Origin of the sequence: Burkholderia sp. BCC1985 (assembly GCF_905339915.1) — a bacterium.
Taxonomy (GTDB): Bacteria; Pseudomonadota; Gammaproteobacteria; order Burkholderiales; family Burkholderiaceae; genus Burkholderia.
Map to the genome: position 1 here is coordinate 412155 of NZ_CAJPGY010000001.1, position 14156 is coordinate 426310.

Sequence of the window (14156 nt, forward strand, 5' to 3'; positions counted from 1 at the left end):
GGCGCATTATAATCCCGCCCATGAATTCCCAAACCGACCTCCCTCCCGCCCAGACCGGCGCCGCGACGCCGCCGGCCGCCGACGATTCGGCCGCCAGCCACGCGCAGTTCGTCGACTGGATGCGTTCCGTCGCGCCCTATATCCACAAGTTCCGCAACAGCACGTTCGTCGTGGGGTTCGGCGGCGAGGTGGTGCAGCAGGGCCTGCTGAACGCGCTCGTGTCCGACATCGCGCTCCTGCAGGCGATGGGCATCCAGATCGTGCTGGTGCACGGCTCGCGGCCGCAGGTCGAGGAGCAGCTGAGCCTGCATGGTGTCGAATCCGAGTTTTCGCACGGGCTGCGCATCACCGATGCGCGCGCGCTCGAATCCGCGAAGGAAGCGGCCGGCGAAGTGCGTCTCGACATCGAGGCCGCGATCAGCCAGGGTCTGCCGAACTCGCCGATGGCGCACGCGCACATCAGCGTCGTGTCCGGCAACTTCGTGACCGCCCGGCCGGTGGGGATTCTCGACGGGGTCGATTTCGCGCACACGGGCATCGTGCGCAAGATCGACGCCGAATCGATCCGTCATTCGCTCGCGAGCCGCAAGCTCGTGCTGCTGTCGCCGCTCGGCTTCTCGCCGACCGGCGAGGCGTTCAACCTGTCGATGGAAGACGTCGCATCGGCCGCCGCGATCGCACTGCGCGCCGACAAGATCATCTTCCTGACCGAAGCGCCCGGCATCGTCGACGACGAAGGCGGGCTGATCCGCGAAATGTCGCTCGACGCGGCCGCCGAACTGCTCGATTCGGGCAACATCCAGGGCGACGACGCGTTCTTCCTGAAGCACTCGATCCGCGCGTGCCGCGGCGGCGTGACCCGCGCCCACCTGATTCCGCAGTCGCTCGACGGCAGCATGCTGCTCGAACTGTTCCTGCACGACGGCGTCGGCACGATGATCTCGTACGAGAACCTCGAGAGCCTGCGCGAAGCGACGCCGGACGACGTCGGCGGCATCCTGTCGCTGATCGAGCCGCTCGAGTCGGACGGCACGCTGGTGCGGCGCGGCCGCCACCAGATCGAACGCGACATCGACCACTTCTCGGTGATCGAGCACGATGGCGTGCTGTTCGGCTGCGCGGCGCTGTATCCGTACCAGCAGGAAAAGATCGGCGAGATGGCGTGCCTGACGGTCGCGCCGGAAGCGCAGGGCTCGGGCGACGGCGAACGCCTGCTCAAGCGCATCGAGCAGCGCGCCCGCGCGCGCGGCCTCACGCACATCTTTGTGCTCACGACGCGCACCGAGCACTGGTTCCTCAAGCGCGGCTTCGTCAAGGTCAGCGTCGACGACCTGCCGGAAGACCGCCGCAAACTCTATAACTGGCAGCGCAAGTCGCTCGTGCTGATGAAGCAGCTCTGAGCACAGGCACGACTGCCCTCCCCCAGACCGATTACAGGAGAAGTACACGATGGCTCGAATGATCCAATGCGCGAAACTCGGCAAGGAAGCCGAGGGTCTCGATTTCCCGCCGCTGCCGGGCGAACTCGGCAAGCGCATCTACGAAAGCGTGTCGAAGGAAGCGTGGCAAGGCTGGCTCAAGCAGCAGACGATGCTGATCAACGAGAACCGCCTGAACATGGCCGACCCGCGCGCGCGCCAGTACCTGATGAAGCAGACCGAGAAGTATTTCTTCGGCGACGGCGCCGACCAGGCGTCCGGCTACGTGCCGCCGACGGAAGGCTAAGCACCGCGCATCGCGATGGCCGGCCGTGCCGGCCTCGTCGCGCAGTCAAGCAACCGCCAGGCAAACGGCACCGTGGATCGCACGGTGCCGTTTGCTTTTGGGACGCGTGATTTTTGGCGTGAGTCGAGGCCGTGCGGCGCGCGATCCGTCCGGCGCGCGATGTCGCCGGAGCGGCGAATTATCGCCTCACCGCCTCACCGCATTACCGCATTACCGCGTTACCGAATCGCCAGCGTGCCGAATCACGCCGGCCTCCCCGTCTCACCCCACCGGTTTCAACGCGCCGCGCTCGCCTGGCTGGGCGGTCTCGCCGGCCGGACTTTCAGCGCTCGCACTTTCGGCGCCCCACTCGGCCGCATCGCTGCGCTCGGCCGTCGACAGCTCGTCCGCGCGGTAGCCGGTGCGATTCAGCAGCGCGAGCATGCACGCGAGCGACACGAGCGCGTACAGTCCCGACGCGATCGCGACGCCGACGATGCTGCCGGTCGCGTTCAGGATCGCCTGCGCGAGCACCGGCGTGCCGCCGCCGACGACGAGCGCGCTCAGCTGGTACGCGAGCGACAGGCCCGTATAGCGGATGTTGGCCGGAAACACGCGCGCGAGCACGCCGCCGACCGCACCGTAGAACATCGCCGACGGAATCGTCGAGATGCACATGCCCGCGACGGCGACCCAGTACGAGCGCGTCGCGAGCGCATGGAACATCACCGGCATCAGCACGATCTCCGGAATCAGGATCCAGCACATCGCGCGCCGCATGTCGACCTTCGACACGAACCACGCGCCGACCGGCTGCATCAGGAACTGCACGACGAGCGAAATCGACAGGATGCCGAGGAACGTGCCCTGCGCATAACCGAGCTCCTTGGTCGCCCACGACAGCGCGAACGTGCTGCGAAAGTACGTGACGTTGATCACCGGCAGCGTGCCGGCCGCGAGCAGCACGACGGGCCAGTGGTCGCGCACGACGTCGCGCAGCGGCAGCTTCACCGTGCGCTTGCGCGCGAGCACGCGTTGCATGTCGATCGATTCCTCGAGCCGCAGCCGGATCACCATCCCGATGATCACGAGCACCGCCGACAGCAAAAACGGAATGCGCCAGCCCCACATCAGGAACGACGGCGTCGGCAGCGCGCTCAGCGCGAAGAAGGCAGCGGTGGCGAGCAGGTTGCCGGTGGGCGAACCCTGCTGCGCGAACGCCGCATACAGGATGCTGCGATGCTTCGGCGCGTTCTCGCTCGCGATCAGCACCGCGCCGCCCCACTCGCCGCCGACCGCGATGCCCTGCAGCACGCGCAGCACGACGAGGCCCGCGGGCGCCCACACGCCGATCGACGCATAGCCGGGCAACAGGCCGATGCCGGTCGTGGCAAGCCCCATCATCACCAGCGTGATCACGAGCGCGGTCTTGCGGCCGACGCGATCGCCGAGATGCCCGAACACGATGCCGCCGAGCGGCCGCGCGGCGAAGCCCGCCCAGAACGTGACGAACGCGAGCAGCGTCGCGACGCCGGGATTCATCGTGCTCGAAAAGAACACCTTGCCGAACACGAGCGCGGCGGCGGTGCCGTAGATGTAGAAGTCGTACCACTCGATCGTGGTGCCGACGAACGCCGCGAGGGCGGCACGGCCGGGCCGCGGCTGCGCGGCGGACGGGGATTGCGGACGGCTCATCGATGTCTCCATGTTTGTGATCGGCGGCGCGACTGTCGCGCGCGTTGCCGGATGGCCGGCCTTGCGCCGCCGGCTGGCGGAGTTGCGTTACGAGCGATTGCTCGACGCGGGGCTGTTTTACGCTGCCCAACGTCGCTTTACGTCGCGATCTGTCGGTCCAGGTCACTCGCCTGCAGGGCCACTCGTCCGGTCACGTCGGGTCGGGCGCGACCTTCAGCACGCCCGCGTCGAGCAGCTGCTGCTGGAGCGCGGGATCGACGCCGAGGCGGTCGAGCACCGCGCGCGTGTCGCGGCCGAGCGCGGGCGGCGGCGAACGATAGGTCGCCGGCGTGCGCGACAGCTTCACCGGCGATGCGGTGCCGCGATACGCGCCGATCTCGACGAACAACTCGCGATGCAGCGCATGCGGATCGCGCGCAACGTCGGCGACCGTGCGCACCGGCCCGCACGGCACGCCCGCCGCCATCAGGTCGCGCGCGAGCGGCTCGCACGGATGCGCGGTGAGCCGTGCCTCGAGTTCGGCCTTCAGTTCGGGCCGGTGCGCGCAGCGGCTGCGGTTGTCGACGAAGCGCGGATCGCCGGCGAGCGCCGGCGCGCCGAGATGCGCGACGAGCCGCGCGAACTGCCGGTCGTTGCCGACCGCGAGGAAGATCGGCACGGTGGCCGTGCGATAGCTGTCGTACGGCGCGATGTTCGGGTGCGCGTTGCCGCTGCGCTCGGGCACGCGCCCCGAGCCGAAGAAGTTCGGCAGGTGCGGATGCAGCAGCGACACGCCGCAGTCGTACAGCGCGATGTCGATCGACTGGCCCTGCCCGCTCTGCTCGCGCTCCGCGAGCGCGAGCAGGATGCCGGTCAGCGCGTTGAGTCCGGTGACCATGTCGACGATCGGCAGCCCGATGCGCATCGCGTCGCCGTCACGCTCGCCGTTCACGCTCATCAGCCCGGCCATCGCCTGGATCACCGCGTCGTAGCCGGGCAGCCCGCCGAGCGGGCCGTCATCGCCGAAGCCCGTCACCGCGCAGTGGATCAGGCGCGGGAAACGCGGCTGCAGGTCGCGCGCGTAGTCCATGCCCCAGCGCGCGAGCGTGCCGGGCTTGAAGTTCTCGACGAGGACGTCGGCGCTCTCGAGCAGGCGCCACAGGATCGCGCGCCCTTCGTCGCGGGACAGGTCGAGCGCGACGCCCTCCTTGTTGCGGTTCACGCCCATGAAGTACCACGCGGTGTCGCCGAGGAACGGCGGCCCCCAGCCGCGCGTCTCGTCGCCGTCGGGCGGCTCGATCTTGATCACCGTCGCGCCGTGGTCGGCGAGCGCCTGCGTGCAGTACGGGCCGCCGAGCACGCGGCTCAGGTCGACGACCTTCAGGCCGTCCAGTGCGCCGCGGGTCGCTTCCGTCGCTTTCGTGGTGCTCATCGTTCGACCTCCGGCAGCAGGTCGAGCGCCATGTCGAGCGGTACCGGCGTGCCGCGCAGCAACGCATCGAACGCCGCTGCCTCGTCGTCGCGCGACGCCGGCGCGAGCGGATCGACCGGCAACAGCTTGTGACGCACGATCAGGTGCGCGAGCGCGAGGCGCCGGTAATCGGGCGCGAGCCGCGCGCCCTCGCATGCCATCAGCACGGCCGCGCTCGCGTAGTACAGCGCCGACGCGGCCTGCCGCACGCGCGCGTCGTCGCCTTCCGCCGCGACCCGGGCGAGCGCATCGCACGCGCGCGCGAGAATGCGCCGCAGCGCCGCGCGGCTCGCGTCGGGCAGCGGCGCCGCGCCGAGCCGGTCGGCGAGGAACGTGCGCAGCGCATCGAGCGCCTGCTCGCGCTGCGCGGCGCGCGCGACGTCGAGCGCGACGATGTTGCTGGTGCCTTCCCAGATCGAGCCGAGATGCGCATCGCGCACGAGGCGCGCATCGCTCCATTCCTCGATGTAGCCGGTGCCGCCGCGCACCTCCATCGCGTCGCCCGTCACACGGCGTGCGTCGCGGCACGCGCGGAACTTGATCAGCGGCGTCAGGATGCGCACGCAGCGCGCGGCCTGCTCGTCGCCCGCATCCGCTTGCGGCAGCAGCAGCGCGATCTGCATGAACATCGCGCGCGCGGCCTCGGCGGGCAGCAGCATCTTCATCAGCTGGCGCTGCATCAGCGGCATCTCGATCAGCTTGCGGCCGAATGCGGCGCGGTGGGCGGCCACGTGCAGCGACTCGTTCAGCGCACGCCGCATCAGGCCCGCCGCGCGCACGCCGTTCGACAGCCGCGACATGTTGATCATGTCGGCCATCTGGTGAAAGCCGCGGCCGATCTCGCCGATCAGGTATGCCTGCGCGCCTTCGAGCGCGATCTCGCCGCTCGCCATCGAACGGCTGCCGAGCTTGTCCTTCAGCCGCACGATCCGGTAGCGGTTGCGCGTGCCGTCCGGCAGCGTCTTCGGCAGCAGGAACAACGCGAGCCCCTTGATGCCGTCCGGCGCGCCGTCGGGCCGCGCGAGCACCATCGCCAGGTCGGCGTCCGCGTTCGAGCAGAACCACTTGTCGCCGAAGAGGCGCCACACCGCCTCGCCCTGCGCGTCGGCTTCGCGCACCGCGTGCGTCGCGATGCGGCCGACGTCGGAGCCGGCCGCCTGTTCGGTCATGAACATCGCGCCCTGGAACAGCGTGTCGAAATCGCGCGATGCGAGCATCGGCAGATAGCGCTCGACGAGTGCCGGGTCGCCGAAGCGGCGCAGCGTGCGCGTCAGCGAATCGGTCATGCTGACCGGGCAGCACAGCCCGAATTCGGCCTGCACGAACAGGAACGTCAGCGCGTACTTGACGAGCGGCGCGACCGCCTCGGGCTGGTGGCTCAGCGACGCGAGCCCGAGTTCCGCATACGCGACGCGTTCGAGCGCGACGTACGCGGGATCCTTGTCGATCCGCTGCACGGCTTCGCCGCGCCGGTTGCGGTGTTCGAGCACGGGCGGATGCTTGTCCGCGCGCGACGCCCATTCATCGAGCTCGCCCGACACGCGCGCGCCGAGCGTCAACAGCTGCGGTTCGAGTTCCGCGTAGCGTGCTGCGCCCAGATGCAGTTTCAACAACGCGCCGAGATCGGGATCGGCCGTGAAGAAATTGATGCCCCGGCTATCGGGGATGTTGTTGGCCGCGCCGGTGTCCGGCGTGCGAGCGGTGTCGTTCATGCATGCGTCTCCAGGGTGGCCGGCTGCCGGCCGGCGAACGCGCCGTGGCGGCGCGGCCGGCTGGTGCCCGGCGTTCAACAGAGCCTAGGCGCGCGATCGATAAGCGTCCAATACAGGATTTATCCGGTACGATAGACAGTGCTTATCGATGCCGATGCGGGAAGGAGACAGCATGGAACTGAGGCAGTTGCGCTACTTCGTGGCGGTCGCCGAGGAACTGCATTTCGGGCGCGCGGCGAAGCGCCTGTTCATCTCGCAGCCGGCCTTGAGCTTCGACATCCGCAAGTTCGAGGACGCGCTCGGCGTGCAGCTCTTTTCGCGCACCAACAAGACGGTCGCGCTGACCAACGCGGGCGCGGTGCTGCTCGGCGAAGCGCGCCGGCTGCTGCTGCAGGCGGCCGAGGCCGAGCGGCTCACGGTACGCTCGGCGTCCGGCCTCGCGGGCCGGCTGCGGATCGGCTTCGTCCATTCGATGCTGTATCGCGGGCTGCCCGATGCGGTGCGGCGCTTCGAGGCCGATTACCCGGGCGTCGAGATCGTGCTGAGCGAGATGAACACGCAGGCGCAGGTGCAGGCGATCCAGCGTGGCCAGATCGATCTCGGCTACGCGCACTGGGGCCACTGCCCGCCCGAGGTCGAATCGGCGCCCGTCTACGCGGAACCGTTCGTCTGCTGCCTGCCGGCCGCGCATCCGCTCGCGCGGCGCCGTCAGGTCGCGCTCGCCACGCTGGCCGAGGAACCATTCATCCTGTTTCCGCGCGACGCCGCGCCGCACTATCACGACCTGATCATCGCGCAATGCGTGAACGCAGGATTCAGCCCGCTGATCCGCCACGAGGCGCGGCTGTGGCAGACGATCCTGTCGATGATCGAGTTCGGGATGGGCATCGCGCTGGTGCCGCGCGTGCTGCAGCAGGTGAAGAGCGACCGGCTCGCGTTCCGGCCGCTGAAGGATGCGTCGCTCGAATCGCGCACGCTCGAACTGAAGCGCAGCGGCACCGCCGAACCGGTCGCACTGCGCTTCGCCGACTACGTGCGCGCATCGATCGACGCGCTGCCCGCGCTCGCGGGCTGAGCCGGCGCGCCGGCATTCCGCGCCGGCACTGCCCCGTTACTTCGCTTCCGGCTGCAGCGCCGGCTGCGCGCGCCGGTACCACACCGCGTACACGACGGACAGCGCGATCAGGAACGGAATGCCGAAGATCAGCGTCATGTGGAATTCGGCCGTGAAGTAGGTCGTCACCATCACCGCGAGCATCAGCGCCGCGCCGAGCAGCGTCAGCAGCGGAAAGCCGCGCATCCGGAACGCGGGCGCCGGCAGGCCGAGCGCCGCGCGACGCCGCCGGAAGCAGTAATGCGTGACGAAGATCATCATCCACGTGAACAACGCGCCGAACATCGACACCGCCATCATGATCGTGAACGACGCGTCCGGGTACAGCACGCTCAAGACCGTCGCGAGCGCGATGCCGAGCGTCGACAGCAGCAGCGCGCCGAACGGCACGCCGCGCGCGTCGACCTCGCCGAGCGCCTTCGGCGCATAACCCGCGCGCGACAGGCTGAACATCATCCGCGTCGTGATGTAGAGCTGGCTGTTCATCGCGGACAGCGCGGCGATCAGCACGACGAAGTTGATCAGCCCGGCCGCGCCCGGCAGGTGGATCGCCTCCATCACCTTCACGAACGGGCTCTCGTCGCGCCCCGCCGCCGTCCACGGCACGATCGCGAGCATCAGCGCGAGCGTGACGAGGTAGAACAGCACGAGCCGCACGATCGTCGAGCGGAACGCGCGCGTCACCGCGCGCTCGGGATCTTCCGCCTCGCCCGCCGCGACCGCGATCATCTCGATGCTCAGGTAGCTGAAGATCGACACGATCACCGCGACCCACATCCCCCACATGCCCTTCGGGAAGAAGCCGCCGTGCCCGGTGTAATGGTGGAAGCCCGCGCGGGCCGCACCGTCGCCGACCAGTGCCGGATTGCCGAACACGACGTACGCGCCGAGCACGATGAAGCCGACGATCGCCGCGATCTTCACGACCGAAAAGCCGTATTCGACCGCGCCGAACACGTCGACGCTGCGCGCGTTGACGAACACGAGCAGCGCCGAGAAGCCGACGATCCACAGCCAGCCCGGCACGCCCGGGAACCAGTACTTCATGTACAGCGCGATCGCGGTGACTTCGGTGCCGACCGCGAGCACGATGCACGCCCAGTACGCATAGCGCACGAGGAACCCGGCCCACGGGCTCACGTAATGTTCGGCGTATGCGCCGAACGACCCGGAGGTCGGATGCGCGACCGTCATCTCCGCGAGACAGCCCATCAGCAACAGCGAGATGAACGCGCCGATCGCGTAGCTGACGAGCACGCTCGGGCCGGCGAAGCCGATCGCGAATCCGCTGCCGAGAAAGAGACCGGTGCCGATCGCACCGCCGATCGCGATCATCGCCATCTGCCGTGCGGAAAGCGTGCGGCGCAGACCCTGCTCGCGCGCCGCGATGTGCTGGAATTGCCCTTCTGGTTGCATCGAATGACCTCGTTCGAAAGCGTGTGTCCGGCCGAAACGTCGACGGCGCACGGACCGGTGCCGGACCGCACCGGCCACCGCGCGCCGCATGCTCAGAACAGGTGGCGCAAGCCGGCCGCGATGCCCGTCTGGTTGCCGCGTCCGGGCATTTCGGTGAACGCGCCGCCGGTCACCCGGTTGTAGTCGACCGTCGCGTAGACCTGCGTCGCCTTCGACAGCGCGTACTCGGCCTCGAGCACGCCCGTGTAGCGCTTCCCGCCGTTACCGGCGATGCCGTTGACGTTGCGGATGTCGTCGTAGTACGCGACGCCCGTCACCGACACCGCGGGCGTGATCTGCACGCTCGCGCCGGTATAGAAGATCGCGTCGCGGCGCGGATTGTCGGCGAAGGAACCGTAGGTCACGTCGCGGCCCGGCGCGTTCAGCAATTGCCGGTCGAGCATGCCGGTGCGGTCGATGCCGCCGAGATAGCCCGCGTACAGCGTCGCCGCGCCGAACGCGTAGCGTGCGCCCGCGCCCCATGCCTGCTGCGCGCGGCTCGTCAGGTCGCGCACCTGCTGGTAGGTCGCGCCGACCATCAGCCCGCCGAGCGTGTACGACACGTGCGTGCCCCAGTACGCATTCGCGCCGAGGCTGCCCGCGACGCCGCCGAAGCCGTAGCTCGCGCCGACGTTCAGCCCGCCGAACGTGCCGTCGTAGCTGACCACGTTGCTCGCGCGGCCCTGCGTGAGGAAGTACGGCCACATGTTGGCCGTGTAGTTGCCGACCGTCAGCGGATCGAGATCGCCGAACAGGTTGAACGCCTCGGTCGCCTGCCGGCCGAGCTTCACGGTGCCCCAGTCGCTCGCCAGGCCGACATACGCGTAGCGGCCGAACAGCGCGCCGTCGAGCTGCCCGTTCTGCGGCTCGAAGCCGCTCTCGAGCCGGAAGATCGCCGTCAGGCCGCCGCCGAGCGCTTCGCTGCCCTTCAGGCCCCAGCGGCTGTTGGTGATCGCACCGTTGGTCATCTGCACGCTCGCGTCGTTCGACGCGTTCGCATGCGTCGTGTAGCGAATGCTCTGGTCGACGATGCCGTAAAGCGTCACGCTGCTCTGCGCCATCGCGCCGCTCGCGGCGAGCAGGGCGGCGATCGTCGGTAGTGCGAATCGATTGATACTCTTCATCTTCGTCTCCATCCTTGTCTGAATATTTGATGTTCGTCGGGGTGTGTTGGTGCTTGTCGGTAATCGTGGGTACTGCAATCGTCGCGCGGTCGCGTGCCGGCTAGCCGCGTGCCGCCGGCAACGCCACGTATGCGACGAGTTCGACGCGCATGTCCGGGTGCGCGAAGCCCTGCACGCCCACGCACGTGCGGTTCGGGTACGGTTCGCGAAAGTGGCGCCGGTATTCGGCGTCGAATTCGGGCATCGCCTTCACGTCGGACAGGTAGACGAGCACCTGCGCGACGTCGTCCATCGTCGCGCCGGCCGCCGCGACGGCCTTCGCGAGATTGCCGAGCGTGAGGCGCGCCTGCCCCGTCATCGTGTCGCCTGCGATCGCGCCGGACGCATCGACCGGGCCGTGGCCGGTAAACATCAGCCCGCCCGCGCGGGTCGCCCACGAGAACGGCTGCGCGAGTTGCGGCAAGTCGACCGGGATCGTGTCTGCCATCGTGTCCTCCTTCGGTTCGGGATCGGCCGCTCAGGCAGCCTGGCGCGACGTACCGCCGAGCACGTCGGCGATCGCGTACGCGACGTGCTCGACGTTCGCGTCGTTCAGGCCCGCGATGCACATGCGGCCCGAGCGCAGCAGGTAGACGCCGTGCGACGCGCGCAGCCGGTCCACGTCGGCCGCGGCGATGCCCGTATAGCTGAACATGCCGCGCTGCGTGACGAGCGCGTCGAACGCGGGCCCGGCCAAGCGCGCGTCGAGCCGCGCCTTCAGCGCACCGCGCATGCGCTTGATGCGCGTGCGCACCTGGGCCACCTCGTCTTCCCAGCACGCGCGCAGGACGTCGTCGTTCAGCACCGCCGACACGAGTTGCGCGCCGAACAGCGGCGGGCTCGAGTAGGTGCGGCGCACGCCGGCCTGCAGCTGGCTCAGCACCGTCGCCGCTTCGCCCGCGCTCGCGCAGACGATCGACAGGCCGCCGACGCGCTCGCCATACAGCGAGAAATTCTTCGAGAACGAGTTGCTGACGATCGCCGGCAGCCCGGCTTCGACGATCGCGCGCACGGCCCATGCGTCGTCGTCGAGACCGTCGCCGAAGCCCTGGTATGCCATGTCGAGGAACGGAATCAGCCCGCGGCGCGCGAGCACGTCGATCACCGCGCGCCACGCGTCGCGGTCGAGGTCGAGGCCCGTCGGGTTGTGGCAGCACGGCTGCAGCAGCACGATGCTGCGTGCGGGCAGCGCGTCGAGCGCCGCGAGCATCGCGTCGACGCGCAGGTCGTTGCGCGCTGCGTCGTAGTACGGATACGTGTGCACGTCGAGGCCGGCCGCCGCGAAGATCACGCGATGGTTGTCCCACGTCGGATCGCTGATCCAGATCGCGCTGTCGGGGAAATAGCGCTTCACGAATTCCGCGCCGAGCCGCAGCGCGCCCGAGCCGCCGAGCGTCTGCAGCGTCGCGATGCGTCCTTGCGCGAGCGCCGTGCAGCCGGCGCCGAACACGAGGCGCTGCACGCCCTGCCGATACGCGGCGAGCCCTTCCATCGGCAGATACGTATGCGGCGCGCCGGCTTCGCGCAGGCGCTCGGCCGCGACGCGCGTGCTCTCCAGCACGGGGATGCGGCCCGCGTCGTCGTAATAGAGGCCGATGCTGAGGTTGACCTTGTGCGGATGGGCATCCTGCTGGAACGCCTGGAACAGCGACAGGATCGGATCGCCCGGATAGGCGGGAATGTGTTCGTACATGGCGGAATGACGGTCTGGGTTGAAGGCGGCGATACGGCCGGCGGCGTGACGGCACGTCAGGCCGTGCGGTCGAGGCATGGGGCGCATGTTATCGAGGACGAAATAGAATGAGCTTCACTTTTCGATGACGAATCCCGCGGATTGCAGTAGAGTCTGCGCCTACCATCTCAAAAATGACGGGATTCTGCGAAATGATTCTGGATCGAACCGACATGCGGATCCTCCGGCACCTCGAGCGGGACGGACGCATCAGCAATCAGGACCTCGCGAACGCGGTCGCGCTGTCGCCGTCGGCATGCCTGCGGCGCGTGAAGCTGCTCGAGGAACGCGGCGCCATTTCCGGCTACCGCTGCACGATCGAGCCGAAAAAGGTCGGCGTCGCATTCGAGGCGCTCGTGCACGTGTCGATGCGGCCGGACGTGCCCGAATGGCACGACCGCTTCGTGGAGGCGATCCAGCAGTGGCCGGAAGTCATCGCCGCGCAGATCGTGACGGGCGGCTCGAACTACGTGCTGACGGTGCGGGCGCGCGACCTCGACCACTACTCGGACTTCGTGATCAACCGGCTGCATCGCGCGACGGGCGTGATGTCGATCAATTCGAGCATCGTGCTCGCGACGCTCAAGCGCGACGGCTCGATCCTCGATCTCGTCGAGCCGTCGACGGCCGGCTGACGCACCTTTTGCACCGGCCTGAAAAATATTTGAAGAAAGTGCTTTACGAACCCGAAAAGCTCTGACATAATTTCAGCTTCTTTGGGCGGTTAGCTCAGCGGTAGAGCACTGCCTTCACACGGCAGGGGTCACTGGTTCGATCCCAGTACCGCCCACCAAAGAATTCAAGGGCCTGCGTCTCACGACGCAGGCCCTTTTCGTTTTGTGCGCCGCACTCGTCATGCACACGTCCAAGAGATAATCGCGTGATACCGACGCGCGCCATCGGCCAGTACGTAATAATCAGTAACGAATTGGTAACGGTGTACGAATAGCGGCTGACTAGAATCGACCACCATGACAGCCGGCCGAGCGGCACCGGCTTCCCACCATCAAGAAGACGAACGGAATCCGGCACGCGCATTGCGGCTGGTTCACGCCGTCGCGACACATCATGACATTGCCGAATTCACATACCCTGTGGTTGACCGGCCTGAGTGGTGCCGGTAAATCCACGCTCTCGCGCGAGATAGCCGCGTACCTGCGCACGCACGACATTCCGGTCTGCATTCTCGACGGCGACGAACTGCGCTCGGGCGTCTCGCACGATCTCGGATTCCGGCGCGACGACCGGGCCGAAAACTGCCGACGTACCGCCGAAATCGCGAAGCTGATGAACAATCAGGGCATCATGGTGATCGTCGCGCTGATTTCCCCGTATGCAGCCGACCGGCAACTGGCGCGGCAGACCATCGGTGACGAGCGCTTCGTCGAAATCTATCTGAAGACCGATATCGAGACCTGCTCCGCGCGCGATCCGAAACGCCTGTATGCGAAGGCCATGACCGGCCAGACGCGCCAGTTCACCGGCATCTCCGATCCCTATGAGGCACCCATCGCGCCCGATCTCGTTGTCGAAACCGGAACGATGTCCGTCTCCACGTGTGTCGCGCGCATCATCGAGTTCGATCAACAGCGCTTCGCCTACGCCTGACCGAAGCGCTGCGTTCGCTCACCTCCCCCGCCCGACCCGTTCCGCGGTCGCATCGAACGCGCGTTTCGCCTTGTCGACGATCTCGTCGACCTCCTCCTCACGAATCACAAGCGGCGGCGACAGCAGCATCCGGTCGCCGGTCGCGCGCATGATCAGGTTGCCGTTGAAGCAGAAGTCGCGGCAGATCGTGCCGATATCGGCGCCGGCGTCGAACCGCTCGCGCCGCGCGCGATCGCGCGCGAGCTGGACGCCCGCGACCAGCCCCGCCCCCGCGATCTCGCCGACGATCGGATGATCGCCGAGCGCTTCGCGCAGCCGACGCTGGAAGTACGGCCCGATGTCATGCTTCACGCGCTCGACGATCCCTTCGTCGCGCAGCAGCTTCAGGTTCGCGACCGCCACCGCCGCCGCGACCGGGTGCCCCGAGTACGTGAGCCCGTGATTGAATTCGCCGTTGTCGATGATCGGGCGCGCGACGCGTTCATGGATACCCACCGCGCCCATCGGCACGTAACCCGAGGTC

Annotated in this window: 13 protein-coding genes and 1 tRNA gene; 6 read left to right on the forward strand and 8 right to left on the reverse strand. The window is 68.1% G+C overall.

Annotation, left to right across the window (positions count from 1 at the left end):
- The first annotated feature begins 20 nt into the window (after window positions 1-20).
- Window positions 21-1400, forward strand: a complete 1380-nt coding sequence (gene argA / locus U4Z31_RS01895; RefSeq protein ID WP_044847668.1) for an amino-acid N-acetyltransferase — start codon at window positions 21-23, stop codon at window positions 1398-1400.
- A gap of 49 nt (window positions 1401-1449) precedes the next feature.
- Window positions 1450-1725 (forward strand): oxidative damage protection protein, encoded by a 276-nt coding sequence (locus U4Z31_RS01900; protein WP_006478357.1) that lies wholly within the window; start codon window positions 1450-1452, stop codon window positions 1723-1725.
- A gap of 261 nt (window positions 1726-1986) precedes the next feature.
- Here the strand turns inward: U4Z31_RS01900 and U4Z31_RS01905 are convergent, their stop codons facing one another.
- The 3 genes from U4Z31_RS01905 to U4Z31_RS01915 form a co-directional block, all read right to left on the reverse strand.
- Window positions 1987-3399, reverse strand: coding sequence for an MFS transporter (locus U4Z31_RS01905; RefSeq protein ID WP_321809282.1), 1413 nt, complete (start codon window positions 3397-3399; stop codon window positions 1987-1989).
- Window positions 3400-3589: 190 nt separating this feature from the next.
- Window positions 3590-4810 (reverse strand): CoA transferase, encoded by a 1221-nt coding sequence (locus U4Z31_RS01910; protein WP_321809283.1) that lies wholly within the window; start codon window positions 4808-4810, stop codon window positions 3590-3592.
- Window positions 4807-6561, reverse strand: a complete 1755-nt coding sequence (locus U4Z31_RS01915; protein WP_321809284.1) for an acyl-CoA dehydrogenase family protein — start codon at window positions 6559-6561, stop codon at window positions 4807-4809. Before U4Z31_RS01915 ends, U4Z31_RS01910 begins: the two co-directional genes overlap by 4 nt.
- Window positions 6562-6733: 172 nt before the next feature.
- On the opposite strand from U4Z31_RS01915, the gene U4Z31_RS01920 reads away from it, so the two are divergent.
- Window positions 6734-7636 (forward strand): LysR family transcriptional regulator, encoded by a 903-nt coding sequence (locus tag U4Z31_RS01920; RefSeq protein WP_124522172.1) that lies wholly within the window; start codon window positions 6734-6736, stop codon window positions 7634-7636.
- Window positions 7637-7672: 36 nt separating this feature from the next.
- Here U4Z31_RS01920 and U4Z31_RS01925 read toward each other — a convergent pair whose 3' ends face one another.
- The 4 genes from U4Z31_RS01925 to U4Z31_RS01940 form a co-directional block, all read right to left on the reverse strand.
- Window positions 7673-9091 carry an amino acid permease gene (locus U4Z31_RS01925; RefSeq protein ID WP_321809285.1) on the reverse strand — a complete coding sequence of 473 codons (1419 nt, stop codon included), beginning with the start codon at window positions 9089-9091 and terminating at the stop codon, window positions 7673-7675.
- 92 nt (window positions 9092-9183) lie between these two features.
- Window positions 9184-10254, reverse strand: coding sequence for a porin (locus U4Z31_RS01930; RefSeq protein ID WP_415750257.1), 1071 nt, complete (start codon window positions 10252-10254; stop codon window positions 9184-9186).
- 100 nt (window positions 10255-10354) lie between these two features.
- Window positions 10355-10741 (reverse strand): RidA family protein, encoded by a 387-nt coding sequence (locus tag U4Z31_RS01935; protein WP_124488333.1) that lies wholly within the window; start codon window positions 10739-10741, stop codon window positions 10355-10357.
- 30 nt (window positions 10742-10771) lie between these two features.
- On the reverse strand, window positions 10772-11986 hold the full coding sequence (locus U4Z31_RS01940; RefSeq protein ID WP_321809287.1) for an amino acid aminotransferase: 1215 nt from the start codon (window positions 11984-11986) through the stop codon (window positions 10772-10774).
- A 191-nt stretch (window positions 11987-12177) separates the two neighbouring features.
- Between U4Z31_RS01940 and U4Z31_RS01945 the strand changes: the two genes are divergently transcribed.
- The 3 genes from U4Z31_RS01945 to cysC all read left to right on the forward strand — a co-directional run bounded on the left by U4Z31_RS01945 (window position 12178) and on the right by cysC (window position 13633).
- Window positions 12178-12660, forward strand: a complete 483-nt coding sequence (locus tag U4Z31_RS01945) for an Lrp/AsnC family transcriptional regulator (RefSeq protein ID WP_321801054.1) — start codon at window positions 12178-12180, stop codon at window positions 12658-12660.
- Window positions 12661-12743: 83 nt separating this feature from the next.
- A tRNA-Val gene (locus U4Z31_RS01950) sits at window positions 12744-12818 on the forward strand.
- A gap of 275 nt (window positions 12819-13093) precedes the next feature.
- Window positions 13094-13633 (forward strand): adenylyl-sulfate kinase, encoded by a 540-nt coding sequence (cysC, locus tag U4Z31_RS01955; RefSeq protein WP_321809288.1) that lies wholly within the window; start codon window positions 13094-13096, stop codon window positions 13631-13633.
- Between the two features lie 18 nt (window positions 13634-13651).
- On the opposite strand, the gene U4Z31_RS01960 is transcribed toward cysC, so the two are convergent.
- A partial coding sequence (locus U4Z31_RS01960; protein ID WP_321809289.1) for an aminotransferase class III-fold pyridoxal phosphate-dependent enzyme occupies window positions 13652-14156 on the reverse strand: 505 nt, incomplete at its 5' end.